General features: G+C 59.1%; 14 protein-coding genes. 9 read left to right on the forward strand and 5 right to left on the reverse strand.

Translation table 11 applies throughout. The features are described from left to right. The first annotated feature begins 4 nt into the window (after window positions 1-4). Window positions 5-769, forward strand: a complete 765-nt coding sequence (gene surE, locus A6F69_RS11705; protein ID WP_067601526.1) for a 5'/3'-nucleotidase SurE — start codon at window positions 5-7, stop codon at window positions 767-769. Window positions 770-806: 37 nt separating this feature from the next. Further along, window positions 807-1856, forward strand: a complete 1050-nt coding sequence (locus A6F69_RS11710; protein WP_067603074.1) for a potassium channel family protein — start codon at window positions 807-809, stop codon at window positions 1854-1856. Between the two features lie 7 nt (window positions 1857-1863). Here A6F69_RS11710 and A6F69_RS11715 read toward each other — a convergent pair whose 3' ends face one another. Further along, window positions 1864-2277: a DUF1761 domain-containing protein gene (locus A6F69_RS11715; protein ID WP_245638244.1), complete on the reverse strand. Its 414-nt coding sequence runs from the start codon at window positions 2275-2277 to the stop codon at window positions 1864-1866. A gap of 73 nt (window positions 2278-2350) precedes the next feature. Between A6F69_RS11715 and rimO the strand changes: the two genes are divergently transcribed. Beyond that, entirely contained in the window at window positions 2351-3730 is a 1380-nt protein-coding gene (rimO, locus tag A6F69_RS11720) for a 30S ribosomal protein S12 methylthiotransferase RimO (RefSeq protein WP_067601527.1), read from the forward strand. A 1-nt stretch (window position 3731) separates the two neighbouring features. Beyond that, a complete protein-coding gene (locus tag A6F69_RS11725; protein WP_067601530.1) occupies window positions 3732-4178 on the forward strand; it encodes a secondary thiamine-phosphate synthase enzyme YjbQ in 447 nt (148 codons plus the stop codon). On the opposite strand, the gene A6F69_RS11730 is transcribed toward A6F69_RS11725, so the two are convergent. Genes A6F69_RS11730 through A6F69_RS11740 form a run of 3 tightly spaced genes read right to left on the reverse strand, consistent with a single transcriptional unit; the run spans window position 4159 to window position 7735 of the window. Beyond that, on the reverse strand, window positions 4159-5373 hold the full coding sequence (locus A6F69_RS11730) for an amidohydrolase family protein (protein WP_067601532.1): 1215 nt from the start codon (window positions 5371-5373) through the stop codon (window positions 4159-4161). The two genes, A6F69_RS11725 and A6F69_RS11730, sit on opposite strands and share 20 nt — an antisense overlap. Further along, window positions 5370-6677 carry an amidohydrolase family protein gene (locus tag A6F69_RS11735; protein ID WP_067601534.1) on the reverse strand — a complete coding sequence of 436 codons (1308 nt, stop codon included), beginning with the start codon at window positions 6675-6677 and terminating at the stop codon, window positions 5370-5372. Before A6F69_RS11735 ends, A6F69_RS11730 begins: the two co-directional genes overlap by 4 nt. 32 nt (window positions 6678-6709) lie before the next feature. After that, window positions 6710-7735 carry a LacI family DNA-binding transcriptional regulator gene (locus tag A6F69_RS11740; RefSeq protein ID WP_083984784.1) on the reverse strand — a complete coding sequence of 342 codons (1026 nt, stop codon included), beginning with the start codon at window positions 7733-7735 and terminating at the stop codon, window positions 6710-6712. A 136-nt stretch (window positions 7736-7871) separates the two neighbouring features. Between A6F69_RS11740 and zwf the strand changes: the two genes are divergently transcribed. Genes zwf through A6F69_RS11765 form a run of 5 tightly spaced genes read left to right on the forward strand, consistent with a single transcriptional unit; the run spans window position 7872 to window position 15498 of the window. Further along, the gene (gene zwf / locus A6F69_RS11745) at window positions 7872-9320 is read left to right on the forward strand and encodes a glucose-6-phosphate dehydrogenase (protein WP_067603082.1); all 1449 of its coding nucleotides are present in this window, start codon (window positions 7872-7874) and stop codon (window positions 9318-9320) included. Beyond that, window positions 9313-11121, forward strand: coding sequence for a phosphogluconate dehydratase (gene edd / locus A6F69_RS11750; RefSeq protein WP_067601536.1), 1809 nt, complete (start codon window positions 9313-9315; stop codon window positions 11119-11121). Before zwf ends, edd begins: the two co-directional genes overlap by 8 nt. Continuing rightward, window positions 11121-12113 carry a glucokinase gene (gene glk, locus A6F69_RS11755; protein ID WP_067601538.1) on the forward strand — a complete coding sequence of 331 codons (993 nt, stop codon included), beginning with the start codon at window positions 11121-11123 and terminating at the stop codon, window positions 12111-12113. The genes edd and glk overlap by 1 nt, the downstream gene beginning before the upstream one ends. Further along, window positions 12110-12724 carry a bifunctional 4-hydroxy-2-oxoglutarate aldolase/2-dehydro-3-deoxy-phosphogluconate aldolase gene (eda, locus tag A6F69_RS11760; RefSeq protein ID WP_067601540.1) on the forward strand — a complete coding sequence of 205 codons (615 nt, stop codon included), beginning with the start codon at window positions 12110-12112 and terminating at the stop codon, window positions 12722-12724. Before glk ends, eda begins: the two co-directional genes overlap by 4 nt. After that, window positions 12721-15498, forward strand: a complete 2778-nt coding sequence (locus A6F69_RS11765) for a phosphoenolpyruvate carboxylase (protein ID WP_067601542.1) — start codon at window positions 12721-12723, stop codon at window positions 15496-15498. The genes eda and A6F69_RS11765 overlap by 4 nt, the downstream gene beginning before the upstream one ends. 5 nt (window positions 15499-15503) lie before the next feature. Here the strand turns inward: A6F69_RS11765 and tilS are convergent, their stop codons facing one another. Beyond that, window positions 15504-16400, reverse strand: a complete 897-nt coding sequence (gene tilS / locus A6F69_RS11770; protein WP_083984785.1) for a tRNA lysidine(34) synthetase TilS — start codon at window positions 16398-16400, stop codon at window positions 15504-15506. Window positions 16401-16417: the final 17 nt, after the last annotated feature.

A 16417-nucleotide genomic window follows, 5' to 3' on the forward strand; every position in this document is an offset into this window, starting at 1 on the left:
GCAGATGCGCATATTAGTAACCAATGATGATGGCATCCATGCTCCCGGCCTGACAGTGCTGGAAGAGATCGCGAACCAGCTCAGCGACGATGTGTGGGTGTGCGCGCCTTCGGATAACCAAACGGGCGCGGGACACTCGCTAACACTATCTATGCCGGTGCGGCTGCGCAAGCATAGCGCACGCCGCTGGTCCGTTACCGGAACACCCACGGATGCTGTCTCCATCGGCCTTAAGCAAGTGCTCGATAACCCGCCTGATCTGATCCTGTCCGGCGTGAATGCCGGCGCGAACCTGGGCGATGACATAACCTATTCAGGCACAGTATCCGCCGCCATGGAAGGTGCGCTGGCGGGCATAAAGTCGATCGCGCTGAGCCAGGTGATGAAGCAGGAACGCCCCGCGTGGGAAGACCGGTTTGCAGCTGCCCGCGAATGGGGGCCAAAGGCCATCCAGCCATTGCTCGACACGCCGTTTGAGCCGCGCACGCTGGTCAGCATCAATTTCCCGTGTCGTGCTGCGCAAGACGTTCGGGGGATACGGGTCGTGCGCCAAGGCTTCCATGACTATGATCGTGGCAGCGTGTTGGAAGCCCGCGATCCACGTGGGCAGCGCTATTACTGGTTCGGCTTGGATGCGATCGAACACACGCCCGATCATGGTACTGATCTGGAAGCGATCGCAGAAGGCTATGCCTCAATCACACCTCTGCAGCTTGACCTTACCCACCACAGCTCTTTGGCAGGGCTGGCGCAGCGCTTCAGCGGATAGTATGGCCTGTTAAGTGACAGAAAAGCAGCTCGATCGGATAGTTCCCGCAAAGCCTGAACGGCATTTCCGCGGGCCGCGGTTCAAACCGCTAAGGCGCGCGGTAAAAGTGCCCGTATGGGGCGATTTCTTTATCCGTATCGGCCTAGCGCTTGCTTTGGTTTTTCTCGTCGTATTGATCCACTGGTTCGATCGTGGCGGTCTGGCTGACAGTGTGGATGGCGAAGTCAGCTTTCTGGATGTCGTCTATTTCACGATGATATCGATCACCACGACGGGTTTCGGCGATATCGCCCCGGTCACTGAACGTGCCCGGATGGTCGAAGCCATCATCGTGACACCAATCCGTTTCGCTGTGTTTTTCATTTTCGTTGGCACAGCCTATAATTTCATCATCAAGCGCAGCTGGGAGAAGTGGCGCATGGAGCGTATTCAGGAAAATCTCGCTGAGCATATTGTTGTGCTGGGGTTCGGAATTTCCGGCTCTGAAAGCGTCCATGAATTGGTCGAACGCGGCGTTAATCCGCGCAATATCGTAGTCGTCGACCCGAGCGAAGAACGGCTGATCGAAGCAGAGAAGCTTGGCTGCAATGTCATGGCGGCCGATGCGACACGCGATTCCACGCTGGAAGCAGTGAAAATTCGCAAGGCTGACCGCGTACTGGTTTCGGCCGGACGCGATGATACTTCGATCCTGATCGTACTAACGGTCCGTGCATTGGCACCTGACGTCCCGATCAGCGTGGTTGTGCGCGCAGATGACAATGAGTCTCTCGCTCGTCAGGCGGGGGCCAATACCGTCATCAATCCGGTGCGCTTTACCGGGCTGCTGCTGGCGGGCAGCGCCCGCGGGGCGCATATCGCCGATTACCTGGCTGATCTCGCCTCTGTTTCAGGCCGTGTGCAGCTCGTTGAACGAGAGGTAACTGACGAGGAATGCGGCAGCGCGATCGCAGACCTTAAGAGCGGTGGCCGAGGCCTGCGTATCTATCGCGGAGGCAAGGCACTGGGGTTCTGGGAAGACGAATGCCAGAACCTGCAGAAAGGTGATATCGTGGTCGAGATCGTCCCCACTCGGAATGGGGACTAATACTCTATCAGGGGAAATACGCGTGAACCGCTCCCATCGCGATGTAGAACAACAGCCAGTACCCCGCATCGATGAAGAACAGCGTCTTGCTCTTCTGGCTGAACAGGTAATTCGTCCCGATCGCTGGCACGATAAAGCCCAGCGCGACACCGAAAGCCGTCATGATCTTTACAAGCACGGACAAATCCTGCGCGTAACTCGCGAAAGTATGCGCCAACGTCCAACTGGCAAGCAGTGAGAACAGGAATGCGCCGCCATAAATCAGCGGCATATTGCCTTCCTTGATCTGATCTTCAGTCAGGCCAACCGCGCCCATCCATTTCTTGCCCATGATCGGGCCGTACCAGATGCCGCCGACGACAAATCCTGCGAACGCTGCCAGCACAACGCCCAACCAATTGACTGCAAAAAGATCCATCATTTCCCCTCCCGGAACCAAACGGTAGACTGGTGCTAGCGCATTGCGCCACGGTCGTGTAGTGGCCGCGCGAATTATGAGCACTGCAACGACACTTCCCGACGCCAAGAAGGTTGGCATGGTTAGCCTCGGCTGCCCCAAAGCGCTGGTCGATTCCGAGCGTATCCTCACGCGCCTGCGCGCCGATGGCTATGCGATCAGCCCGGACTACGCAGGCGCCGACGTAGTGCTGGTGAACACTTGCGGCTTCCTTGATTCCGCCAAGGAGGAAAGTCTGGCCGCCATCGGGGAAGCCATCGCAGAGAATGGCCGCGTGATCGTGACAGGTTGCATGGGCGAGGAAGCCGATGCGATCCGCGCCGCGCATCCGCAAGTGCTCGCGGTAACCGGCGCGCATCAGTATGAGCAAGTAGTCGAAGCCGTGCACGAACATGCCCCGCCCAGCCAAGGGCCGTTCGTGGACCTGATACCTCAGCCTTCCGAAGCGGACATCAAGCTGACCCCGCGTCACTACAGCTATCTGAAGATCTCAGAGGGCTGCAATCACTCCTGCGCTTTCTGCATCATTCCCCAGCTGCGCGGAAAACTCGCCAGCCGCCGAGTTGATGCGGTGCTGCGCGAAGCAGAGAAGCTGGTCGCGGCGGGCACCAAGGAATTGCTGGTGATCAGCCAGGACACGTCAGCTTACGGTGTCGACACGCGGCACGAACCCCGGACATGGAAAGGTCGCGAAGTTCGCGCGCATATGACCGATCTGGCGCGCGAGTTGGGGCAGTTGCGGACAGATGATGGCACACCGCCCTGGGTGCGGCTGCACTATGTCTACCCCTATCCGCATGTGGATGCAGTGATCCCCTTGATGGCGGAAGGATTGCTCACGCCTTATCTCGACATCCCATTTCAGCACGCCTCTCCCAAAGTACTCAAGGCGATGAAACGCCCCGCGAATGAAGCCAAAGTGCTAGAGCGGCTTAAAGGATGGCGCGAAATCTGCCCGGACATTGCCGTGCGTTCGAGCTTCGTCGTCGGCTTCCCCGGAGAGACCGAGGAAGACTTCCAGTATTTGCTCGACTGGCTTGAAGAAGCACAGCTCGACCGCGTGGGCGCATTTCGCTTCGAACCGGTCGACGGCGCCGCGGCCAATGCGCTGCCCGATCACGTCCCGGAAGAGGTCAAGGAAGAGCGATACGCCCGCGTGATGGAAGTCACCGAACGGATCAGCGCCGCAAAGCTTCAGTCAAAGATCGGCAGGACAATTCCCGTTATCATCGATGAGGTTGGCGAGCCGGATGAAGACGGCGATATCGGCGCTACGGGCCGTTCGCAGGCTGACGCACCAGAAATCGACGGAGCAGTCTACCTACGCAACGTCGCGGCGACGCTGAAAGCGGGCGATATTGTGACGGTCAACGTCGAAGACGCAGACGCGCACGATCTATTCGGCGTGATTGAGTGACGTGAGCCATCACGCCAGTATTCTAACCATCGATACGGCCGGAAAGGGCTTGGTCGAAATCACGCGCGGCGTAGAGGAATGGGTTTCGGAAACGGGCGTAGAGACCGGACTGCTCACCGTGTTTTGCCGCCACACATCAGCCAGCCTGCTTATCAACGAGAACGCCGCACCTGCTGTTCAGAGCGACATCCTGGCGTGGCTAGAACGGATTGCGCCTGAAGGGCGACACTATTTGCACGATGATGAGGGGCCGGATGACATGCCCGCCCACCTGAAAGCGGCGCTTACAGGCGTGTCTTTATCGATTCCGGTCATTGCTGGCCGAACCGCATTGGGCACCTGGCAAGGTATCTTCCTCGCTGAACATCGCAGCAGACCGCATCGCCGCGAAGTGGCACTCCACCTCAGCGGCGATAAACGGCCCCGGTTCACATCGCTTGATCGCTGACCACCACGCCGTCAATCACCACGCCTGTCACATGCGAGGTGTATTCAAACGGATCGCCATCAAACAGCGCAATGTCGCCATCCTTGCCGACTTCGAGCGAGCCCACACGGTCACCAACGCCGATCAGCTTCGCTGCATCGATAGTGACGCTGGCCAGTGCATCTTCCCAGGCAAGGCCATTTGCCGCGGCGATAGCCGCTTCCCACAATACAACGCGGGTCTTTGGCACATAGCTTTCAAAGCCGGATTGCAAAGCAAACGGAATGCCCGCTTCACGCAGCTTTGACGCGGTTGTGAAGCTGGCGTTTTGCAGATCGCCATATTGGCGCGCCATTGTTGGATGCAATATCACACGGACGCCCGCTTCGCGCAGTTCGTCGGTCAGCAGATAGCTTTCAGCACCGCCATCAATCACCAGATCAATCCCGAACTCTTTCTTGAGGCGGAGCGCACTCATGATATCCTGAGAGCGTTGCGCCGTGACCATCAGTGGCATCTCTCCGGACAGCACTGATCGGAGGACTTGCTTGTCCAGACTGGGCGGCTTCTTGTCTGATTGATCGCCTTCTTCTCCGGCTGATTGCGCGGAAAGCAGCGCCGACCGCAGCATCGCGATCTGCTTCGAGCGCGTACCAGGAGATTTGCCCCCGTCTGCCAATGCCCACGGTCCAAGATTTGCCGCCAGCATGGCGCCGGGCACGATCGCAGCTTCATCCGCTGTCCCGCCCACAGTCTTTGCGACCATTGTCTGACCCGACACGACCGCGCCTGGTCCGTGACCGGTATGGATGGTCGTGATGCCAAACCCTCGCAACCACTCGACCAGTCTCTCATCCGGATTGTAGCCGTCGATCGCGCGCAATTGCGGCTGAAGAGGCTTGCTCTCGTCAAGCTGGTCCTGGTCATGCGGCTGATTGAGATATCCGGCCAGACCAACAACCGTTCGCGCATCCACCAAGCCGGGTGTAACGACTTCAGCCTCCAAGAGCTGCAAGTCATCGGGTATCGGCGTACTCGCCGCGGGGCCTACAGCAGTGATCTTTCCATCCTCTATCACCACCACACCATCGACGATTGCCTCGCCGGCCATGGTGTAAACCTGTCCCCCGCGCACGGCGATATCCTGTGCCATCGCCGCGCCAGCCAATCCGCTTGCGAAAGCTGCCGCAGCAGCGAGTTTCGTGAGCATCTTCATTGTCCACCCTCCGCTTCAGCAAGCTCCCAGTGGTAGTGCGCAGCCTCCATCGGATTGCCCGCACCATAGCCACCTTGCGCCATCAGCAGGTCTTCCTCTTTACTGCGATCAAACAGCTTTTCGCCCTCTACCCACGTCTCCATTACATGCGTGTAGACGGACAAAGGGTCTCCATTGAGAATCACCAGGTCCGCATCCTTACCCACTTCCAGCGAGCCGACCTTGTCGTCTAGGCCCATCTGTACCGCGCCATTGATCGTCAAAGCGCGCAAGGCCCCTTCGCGGCTCATGCCGGCGCGCACTGCCATTGCGGCATGACGAAACATAAAGCGCGAATCGATGACTCCATCATCGGAGTGGAGCGAAGTCAGGACACCGGCTTTCTCAAGCGTGGCTGCGGTGTCCAGCCGGGCGCCTTGCGCCTCCAGCTTGCCGCCCGGTGAATCGACCAGGATGGCCGAAACGGGGACGTTTGCCTCGGCCAGTTCGTCGGCGACTTTCCAAGCCTCCATCCCGTGCTGGATCAGCACCTTGAAACCGAACTCCCGTTGCATGCGCAGCACGGTCATGATGTCATCGGCACGGTGAGAGTGGAAATGCACCAGCCGCTCGCCTGATAGCACTTCGCAAAGTGCATCCTTGCCCAAATCCGGCTTTTTCCTGTCACCGTCGCAATATGTCTTCGCCTCGGTCAAGGCAGAACGCAGCAGAGAGGCTGATTTGGCGCGTGTCCCGGGAAATCCGCCCTCGCCCCGGATCGAGTTTGTGCCGTTGGCCATCTTCAGTCCGCCCATCGCCGCGCCATCTTCCCAGCGATAGGAGATGTCCTGAATAGTCGAACCGTCGCGCAGCTTCATGTAAAAGGTTTGTCCGCTAACCAGATGCCCAGAACCAGGCATAACATTGGCTGTTGTAACCCCGCCTGCACGCGCTTTCGCAATGTTCGATGCGAGCGGATTTATCGCATCCATTGCGCGGACTTCGGGTTGGATCGGACCTGACCGGTCCGCGCCAGCGACCTGCCCGATGTGCGAATGCGTATCGACAATGCCCGGCATGATCACCATGCCCGCTGCCTTACGGACGTCGGCGTTGGCAGGGATCGAAACGTCTGCGCCAACTGCAGAGATCCTGCCTCCCTGAAAGACGATTGTGCCTCCCTCAATCGGATCGCCCGCCATGGTCAGGATCGTCGCCTCGGTAAAGGCGATCGGCTGCTCTTGAGCTACCGCTTGGCCAGAGGTGGCGCAAAGCGACATTGCCAGAATGCCAGCGCGCAAAAGCCCATTTGGTTGTGGTCTCATACCAGTCCCTTTTTCTTGAAAGTCTATCTTTATCAGCTACTTGCACGCTCAAGTAATCGTACCGGCACACGCCGTACACTTGGGTGTTCTGCAGCTTCTCCTGCTGTGACCGCCTCGACCAGCAGCCGCCCCGCCTGATCCAGATCCGGTTCGATCGTAGTGAGCGGAGGGTTCGACAATTCGCCAGCAGGTATTCCATCAAAGCCGACTACCTTGACCTTTCCCGGCATGGCGATTCCCGCAGACTGAAAAGCCTCAAGCACGCCAAAAGCGATGGCATCACATACGGCAAACACGCCATCGAAAGACTTGCCGCTGGCGATCAGCGCCTGGGCTGCCAAGCGCCCCTGCTCACGTCGCTCCTTGCCGGGCTCGATGGCGATCAGATCTGCCTCTTTCCCAAGCTCCTTGGCGCGCGCTTCGAACGCGTCCGTGCGTTCTGCAAATTGTCGCTGCACTGAGCTATGCGAACCGATGCAGACGAGGTTGTTGCAACCGCGATCTGCCAGGTGCTCTGCCGCCAGACGCGCCCCTGCCTCATTGTCCGAACTCACCCAATCAAGATCGCCCAGGGGAGAACCCCAGTACGCGACCGGCTCTGTCGTCTCACCGATCTTGCGGAAATAGTCCCACGCTTCGCGATTGGCGGTTGTGCCGATCACGATCAGTCCCTCGGCCTGACCGCGTTCAACATAGTGACCGAAAAGCTTTTCCTCATCCGCCTGCAGCGAAACCAGCACTTCAAGGCCGCGATCCGCAGCGGCAGCACAAATCCCGCCCAATAACGCGTAGGAAAACGGGTTCACATCACGCGCACTATAGCCCGGTTTGCAAATTACGACCGCAGCCAGTGTCCCGGTATGCCCGCGCCGTAACCGGGCGGCGCGTTCATCAACGAAATAGCCTAGCTCGCTTGCCGCCTCCAGCACGCGGTTGCGCGTCGCCTCTGTAATAACCGCCGAACCAGACAAGGCTCGCGAGACTGTTGACTGACTGACCCCGGCTTTTTCAGCGACGTCAAAGCTGGTGACTCGCATGGGTTTGCGCGCCGTATCCATTCCTCTTCCCCTGTCCGGCCAGATTAGGTGTTCCAGCACGTGAATAGCTATGCGATGCTATGGCCGACATTTGCGCGGTAAGCTAGATGTCTGTGATACCATTCGTGGGAGAAGCGAGTACATGGAAGTGCCTTCGATGAGCGGCGAACATTTTACCGCTGACCGAATTCTGTTGTTCGGGGCGACAGGTGACCTGTCGCAGCGCATGCTTTTGCCTTCACTCTGCGCGCTACATTCGGATGGACTGATCGATTCTGATCTGAAGATCATTGGCACCGCGCGCTCTGAACTGAGTGACAGTGAATTCCGCAATTTCGCGCGCGAAGCGCTGGAAAAATACATGCCCGCCGAACGACGTAGTGGAACGGCAGAATTCCTGAACCGGCTAAGCTACCAGCAGCTCGATGCCACGACCCTGGAAGGATACAAGGCGCTGGCCGAGAAATTGGGCGAGCCAAAGCATGGACTTGCCATTTTCCTGTCGACTGCACCAAGCTTGTTCGAGCCCACGATCAAGGGTCTGCAGCACGCAGGACTCGATGGCGAAAACGTGCGTATGTGTCTGGAGAAACCGCTCGGCATTGATCTTCGCTCAAGCTGCGAAATCAACGATGCGGTGGCCGCTGCATTCCCTGAAGATCGCATCTTCAGGATTGACCACTATCTGGGCAAGGAAACCGTCCAAAACCTACTTGCGCTGCGGTTTGCCAATTTGATGTTCGAGCCGATCTGGAATGCGGCGCACATTGACCACGTTCAGATAACCGTGGCCGAAACGGTCGGTCTGGAATCGCGCGTTGGTTATTACGACGATAGCGGCGCGCTGCGCGACATGGTTCAGAATCACATGCTGCAGCTGCTGGCGCTGGTTGCAATGGAGCCACCTGGACATTTCGATGCGACTGCTGTTCGCGATGAAAAGGTAAAAGTGCTGCGGGCGCTGCGCAGCGTTGAATCGGGCGAGACAGTGACCGGGCAATATCGCGCTGGTGCAATCGGCGGTCAGGCTGTGCCTGGCTATGACGATGAACTAGGCAAGGATTCGGACACCGAAACCTTCGTCGCGATCAAGGCGTATGTCGACAACTGGCGCTGGAAGGGCGTGCCATTCTACCTGCGAACCGGGAAACGATTGCCCGAACGTGTGACTGAAATCGTGGTCCAGTTCCGCTGCGTACCGCATTCCATCTTTGCGGAAAAAGGCGCAACCATGCAGCCAAACCGGCTGGTGATCGGCATCCAGCCCGAAGAAAACGTCACACTTTCATTGATGACCAAAGTGCCCGGTCTTGACCGCGAAGGCATCCGCCTGCGTCAGGTTCCGCTTGATATCGCGATGCCTGATGCGTTCGTTGGGCAGCATCGCAGGATCGCCTACGAACGCCTGCTGCTTGACCTGGTGGAGGGCGACCAGACGCTGTTCGTCCGCCGCGATGAGGTGGAGGCGCAGTGGCAATGGATCGATGCCATCCGCGAGGGTTGGCATTCGCAGAACCTGAAACCGAAAACCTACACCGCGGGCAGCTGGGGCCCCAGCGCGGCCATCGCGCTGGCTGAACGCGACGGAGTAAGCTGGCATGAGTGAACTCAACTCGACAATCGCCAAAGTCACGGAGCGCGTGATCAAGAAATCGCGCGACAGCCGTCAGTCCTATCTCGACCTGATGGATCGCGAAGCGGACCGCATGCCGGATCTGGATGCAGTATCCTGTTCGAACCTGGCGCACGCGTTTGCTGGCGCGTTGGAGGATCAATCAACGCTGCGCGCCGGCAAGAGCCCTAATATCGGCATTGTCACCGCCTATAATGACATGCTTTCGGCGCATCAGCCGTATGGCCGCTACCCGGACCGGATGAAGGTCTACGCCCGCGAAGTGGGCGCTACTGCGCAGGTTGCTGGCGGCACACCTGCGATGTGTGACGGCGTGACCCAAGGCGAAGACGGCATGGAACTGTCGCTCTTCAGCCGCGACGTCATTGCGCTGTCGACTGGCGTCGCGCTTAGCCATCAGATGTACTCAGGCATGGCCTTGCTCGGCATTTGCGACAAGATCGTGCCGGGCCTGATGATTGGCGCGTTGCGATTTGGCCATTTGCCCGCAGTGTTCGTGCCCTCTGGCCCCATGCCCAGCGGAATAGCGAACAAGGAAAAACAGCGCGTCCGCCAGCTTTATGCTGAGGGTAAGGCGACCCGCGCCGAACTGCTAGAAAGCGAAAGCGCCAGCTATCACTCGCCGGGCACTTGCACCTTCTTCGGCACCGCCAATTCCAACCAGATGATGATGGAAATGATGGGGATGCATATCCCTGGCAGCGCCTTCATCCAGCCGGGCACCAAGCTGCGCCAGGCGATGGACCGCGCCGCTGTGCATCGTTTGGTAGAACTCGCCGGAACGCGTGAGCGCACAATGGCAAAGATGGTTGATGAAAAAGCGATCATCAACGCGGCCATCGGCCTGCTCGCCACCGGCGGATCGACCAATCACGCGATCCATATCCCCGCGATGGCACGCGCAGCGGGCGTGCAATTCGATTGGGACGACTTGAGCGAATTGTCGAGCGCTGTGCCACTGGTCGCGCGCGTCTATCCCAATGGCGAAGGCGATGTGAACCATTTCCACGCGGCTGGCGGCATGGGTTACGTGATCCGTGAACTGCTAGATGCAGGCCTCGCCCACCGCGACATTCTGACGGTGTGGGATGGCGATCTTTCGACCTACGGCAAAGAACCGGGCCTCGACGAAGACGATAAACTGATCTGGCGTGACGTTGGCGAAAGCGGCGATGACACCATGCTCAAGCCAGCCAGCGATCCGTTTCAGCCCGATGGCGGCATGCGGCTCGTCCAAGGCAATCTGGGCCGCGGATGCTTCAAATCCTCGGCAGTCGCAGAAGAACGCCACACCATCGAAGCGCCCTGCCTCGTATTCGAAGATCAACCGTCGGTTGTTGAAGCCTTCAAAGCGGGCGAACTGGACAAGGATGTGGTCGTTGTTGTCCGTTTCCAGGGGCCGCGCGCGAACGGCATGCCAGAACTGCACAAGCTGACGCCACCCTTGGGCGTGCTGCAGGATCGCGGATACCGTGTAGCGCTCGTCACCGACGGCCGCATGTCCGGGGCATCGGGCAAGGTACCCGCTGCGATCCATGTCACTCCCGAAGCGCTTGGGGGCGGCCCGCTCGCCAAATTGCGCGACGGTGACATTGTGCGTGTCTGCGCAACCACTGGCGAGCTTTCGACCACCGCCGATCTCAAAAGCCGCGAACCCGCCGCCGATCCAGCGCCCGAGGTTGGCGTTGGCCGCGAGCTTTTCTCCATGTTCCGCAATCTGGCTGACGGTGCCGAACAAGGCGGCAGCGCGATGCTCAAAACGGCGGGGCTTTGATGAACGGCGGCGAGGCAACCGAGATTGTCACCGTCGATATCGGCGGCACACACGCGCGCTTTGCCTTAGCTCAGATCGCCACCGATGGCGAAATAACACTGGACGAACCAGAAACGCTCAACACCAGCGATCATGCCAGCTTTCAGACGGCGTGGGAGGATTTCCGCAAACGCAAAGGCGGATCCTTACCCTCTGCCGTCACCATGGCTGTGGCCGGGCCGGTAAAACAGGACCTGATCCGCTTCACCAACAATCCATGGATTATTCGCCCTGCCCTGATCGAAGAAAAGCTGGGCTGCGGACAATTCACGATAGTGAATGATTTTGCCGCTGTCGCGCATGCCGCCGCGCGTGCACCTGCAGAACAGTTCCTGCATCTGGCGGGGCCTCATACGGACTTGCCAGAGACTGGCACAATCACCGTAGTGGGACCTGGCACGGGATTGGGTGTAGCGCATTTTTACCGCGATGAAGACGGAAGCTATCGCGTCCAGGCCACGGAAGGCGGGCACGGTGACTATGCTCCGCTCGACAGCATTGAAGACGCGATCCTTGCGCGGCTACGCAAACGGCACAATCGCGTGTCGGACGAACGGGTGGTTTCCGGCCCCGCTATCGTTGATATCTATCAGACGCTTGCTGCGTTGGAGCACCGCTCGATTGATCCTGATCTCGATGATCGCGCTATCTGGACGCGCGGCACGACAAACAAGGACAGCTTGGCAGCGGCGGCAGTAGATCGCTTCTGCCTGGCTTTAGGCTCGGTCGCTGGCGATATTGCGCTGGTGCAAGGCGCCAGCGGTGTGGTGATCGCCGGTGGTCTGGGCTACCGGATTCGCGAAACACTGCTCGCTTCGGGCTTTGCGGACCGCTTTGCAGCGAAGGGTCGCTTTGCCGGAATGATGGCCAATATGCCGGTAAAACTTATCGTGCACCCGCAGCCCGGCCTGTTCGGTGCGGCGGCGGCATTTGCAAGGGAACATTTGAAATGATGGACGTGGAAAGCGTCATGCGCCTGGCACCGGTGGTGCCCGTGATCGTTATAGATGAAGTAGAGCACGCGGTGCCGCTGGCTGAGGCGCTGGTCGCAGGCGGCCTTCGCGCGCTTGAAGTGACGCTGCGCACACCCGCCGCGCTTGATGCGATCAAGGCGATGAAGCAAGTGCCGGGTGCTGTCGTTGGCGCAGGCACAGTGACCAATCCCGACGAATTGGAAGATGCGCTGGAGGCAGGGGCCGAGTTCATCGTCTCGCCCGGCCTGACAGAACCCTTGGCGCGCGCAGCAATCGCGTCACAAGTGGCCTTTCTACCCGGCACAGCCAATGCCAGCGACATCATGCGCGGGCTTGATCTGGGCCTGAGGCATTTCAAATTCTTCCCTGCCATGGCGGCAGGTGGTTTGCCTGCATTGAAAGCTCTCTCCGCACCATTCGGTCATGTGAAATTCTGCCCAACCGGTGGGATCGGGCCAGACAATGCGGCAGAATGGCTGGCCCATGACGCGGTCCTGTGCGTTGGCGGCAGCTGGGTTTCGCCGCGCGGGGCACCGGACAAGGCAACAATTGAAGCGCTCGCCCGTGACGCAGCGCAGCTTGGCTCATGAAGAACGTAAGCGATCTTTTAGAGCATTTGAGCGGGCTTCATGCGCGCACACGCGAAACGCCGCTGTTCAACCCTGTCTTTCAGCTGGGACTCGATCTCTCTCGCAAGCTGGAAGCTGGCGACATTGATCTTGACGCCATCGAAGCGCTTGTGGCCGAGCTCGAATGCCAAAGCATGCAAGCGCGTGCAAAACGCCTACGCCGGCTTGTCGCGCCTGTTGCCGCCGATGCCAATAAGCAAGCGTTGTCGAAGGCGCTCACTGAAAGCGATTTTGACACCTTCCGTGCGCGCTGGGAACGCCCACAACTGCACGCTGTGTTCACCGCGCACCCAACATTCCTGCTGACGCCAGACCAATCGGCCGCGGTCGCAGATGCTGCCAGCAGCGAGGCCGATATTGGCGCCAACGCCTGCGTCGCCAATGCCGACCGCCCGGCGGTCACACTGGAGTACGAACATGGTCGCGCGATGCGTGCGATTGCCAATGCACAAGACGCACGCGATGCGATTGTCAGCAAAGTGCTTGAGCAGGCGGCAAGCAGGTTTCCAGATCAGTGGCAGGAGCTTTCACCGCTGCCCTTCCGGTTTGCCAGCTGGGTCGGGTACGACATGGATGGCAGAACCGATATCAAGTGGTTTGATTCGATCGGTTTCCGCTTGTCAGAGAAAGCCGAGCGATTGGGGCGCTATACGGCGTCACTCGAAAAGATCGATGCGACGCACTCCTTGCTGGATACGCTGCGCCCTGCGCTGGCCTATGCTGAAGCGCGAGCCGCAGACTTTGCCAAGGATCTGAGTGAGCCTGAAGCTCTATCGAAAGCCGCCAACACCCTGACGGCGGACGACCCGTACAAACTTCTCAGCCTATCGCCGATCATCGCCGCATTGGAGGAAGAGGCGAGCGGTGCTGACACGGCACGCGCACTCCAACTCAAAACGCTCGCTGCCGCGATGCACGCAGATGGGCTTGGGATGGGCTGGATCCATTTCCGTGTAAACTCCAGCCAACTGCACAATGCAATCCGTCGCCGGATTGACCCTGACAACACGCTCGATCTCGCCAGCAAAGGCGCGATGGTGGCGCTGCGCGATATTCTCGCCAAGGTAACGCCGCTGCGCACCAATTTCGCCGCGCTGGCTATCGAAAGCTCGACTGCGATCCGCCAATTCATCGCGATGGCGCAAATCATTCAGCACGTCGATGCAGACGCGCCGATCCGTATGCTGATTGCGGAATGCGAACAGCCCTCAACCATTCTTGCTGCGCTCTATTTCGGCAAGCTGTTCGGTATAGAGGACAAGGTCGATGTCTCACCGCTGTTCGAGACCGAGAGCGCGCTGGAGCACGGCGGACGTTTCCTTGACGCACTATGCCGGGAGGAAATCTACCAGAAATACGTACGCCAGCGTGGGCGACTGGCGATCCAGACTGGCTTTTCCGATGCGGGACGGTTTGTCGGGCAATTGCCCGCCAGTCTGGCGATCGAACGCCTTCAAGGCCGCCTAAGCGAGGCGATGGACAAGAATGGCCTCAATGATGTTGCGGCGCTGATCTTCAATACCCACGGCGAGAGCATGGGCCGCGGGGCGCATCCAGACAGCTTCGAAGACCGTTTGACCTGGCCGCTAAGCCCATGGGCCAAACGGCGCTTTGTGCGCGCAGGAATCAAGCTTGAGCCTGAGGTCAGCTTCCAGGGCGGCGATGGCTACATGTTCTTCTCGACGCCTGAGCTGGCGCGCGCGACGCTGACCCGTATTGCCGAAATTCAGCCTTCGCATACCGATCCCGATGCGCCGACCGATCCGTTCTACCGCCGGACCGATTTGAGCCTCGACTTTTACCGCGCAATCCGCAGTCACCAGCGCGAGCATCTGGAAAGCCAGACCTATTCACGTGCGTTGACGGCATTCGGGCTCGGGCTGCTCAACTCCACCGGCAGCCGCGTTTCCCGCCGCCAGAGCGACATTCGCGCCGACCGCGAGATGAGCCTGCGCCAGATCCGCGCCATTCCGCACAATGCGATCCTGCAGCAGCTGGGTTATCCGGTAAACATCATCTCCGGCATCGGCAGCGCGGCAGATGGAAATTATGAAGAGCTTGCAGCTCTGATCATGGAAAGTGAGCGCGGGCGACAGCTGATCCGGCTGGCGCGAAGCTCAAATGCGCTGGCAAGTATCAAGACCGTTGCCGCGCATGGGGAATTGTTCAACAGCGCCTATTGGGCCAGTCGGCCTTACCGTGGAACGGAAAGCCATCTTTCCGATGCGTGCGAGGCGCTGGCAGAGTATCTGACAAAGGACGACCGGGCGGGCGTCTATCGCCGGTTGGCATCGCGACTGCGCGTCGATGCGCTGAAGCTATATCGCCTGCTCGATCTGATACCTGACGAGAATCCACTCGAAGATCGCGAGAATATCCGGCGTACTATTGGCGCTGCGCAGGCGCTGAGATTAGCCTTGTTGCAACATATGTTTCTGAAGGCTGTTTCAGTACCGGTGTTCAGCCGGGCCAACGACATCAGCCGCGACGATGTGTTGGAGATGGTCTTCTCGCTACGTGTCGATGATGCTCTTGCTCAAATGCGCCGCGCCTTCCCAACGCATTTCCCGCAGATCACCGATTTCGCAGTCGATGCGCCAAGTGACTATCCCGACAGCACCGGCGAAAGCTACGCCAATATTGCACGCGACTACATCGACCCTATCGAACGTGCATACGGGCTATGTTTGAGGTTATCTACCGCTATAGCGAACGAATTCGGCGCACATGGTTGATTTCATTAGGAATTCCGGGCTGGCTCGGGCGTGAAATAGAGGTAGGACTCACCTCCCTCATCCTTTAGCTCGACCATTACACCCGCAACATTACTCTTGCGTGATTGCGGCAAGTTATCATCGAGTTGCGCGACGTCGCTACCGCGCGGCTTTCCGCCAAGCACCTCAATAGCGCGTGTAATCAATCGAAGGCGCATCTCACGGATCTGATGCAAAGGCAGCCGGATTGCCTCGCCGGTGCGCTGCGCATTGTGCTCCCAAAAACGGCCAATCTCATATTCCAATGCCTCGTTTGCATCAGCAAGATGCTGAGCAGACTTTGCGAGAGCCAAAGGGTCAATCCAGTCTGCCTGGCTGAGCGCCTGACGAATGCGAACTCTCTCGAACCGGGCATCATCGTTTGAGGGGTCTTGCACTGCCCCCAATCCGCTTGCCTCGACCAAGCCGGTTAGTTCTGCGCGGCGAAATCCAAGCAGAGGCCGCACAATTCGCAGCCGCCCTGCTCCCGCATCATTGTCCCGACGCACGCCTGCCAAGCCAGCGACACCGCTGCCCCGGTTAAGCCGCATTATCAGCGTCTCCGCCTGATCATCGGCATGGTGGGCGGTCATGATGGCAGCCAAACTGCGATCATGCACCCATCGCTCAAACGCTGCATATCTTGCCCTTCGAGCCTCTGCCTGCAGATTGCCCTCTCCGACTTCAACGCTCAATGTTTCGCACTGAATCCCGCGCTCCTCGCACACTTGCGCAACGAATGCGCACTCGCCTGCGGACGCTTCGCGAAGCCCGTGATCAACCGTCGCGACTTCAAACTGTCCGGAGAACGTAGCATTCGCCAGCAGCAACATGGCAAGGCTATCCGATCCGCCAGACACAGCAAGGCCGAACCGCTGATCCATTAGGCCAGCGCACTTAA

Source organism: Altererythrobacter ishigakiensis, from assembly GCF_001663155.1.
Classification (GTDB): Bacteria; Pseudomonadota; Alphaproteobacteria; order Sphingomonadales; family Sphingomonadaceae; genus Erythrobacter; species Erythrobacter ishigakiensis.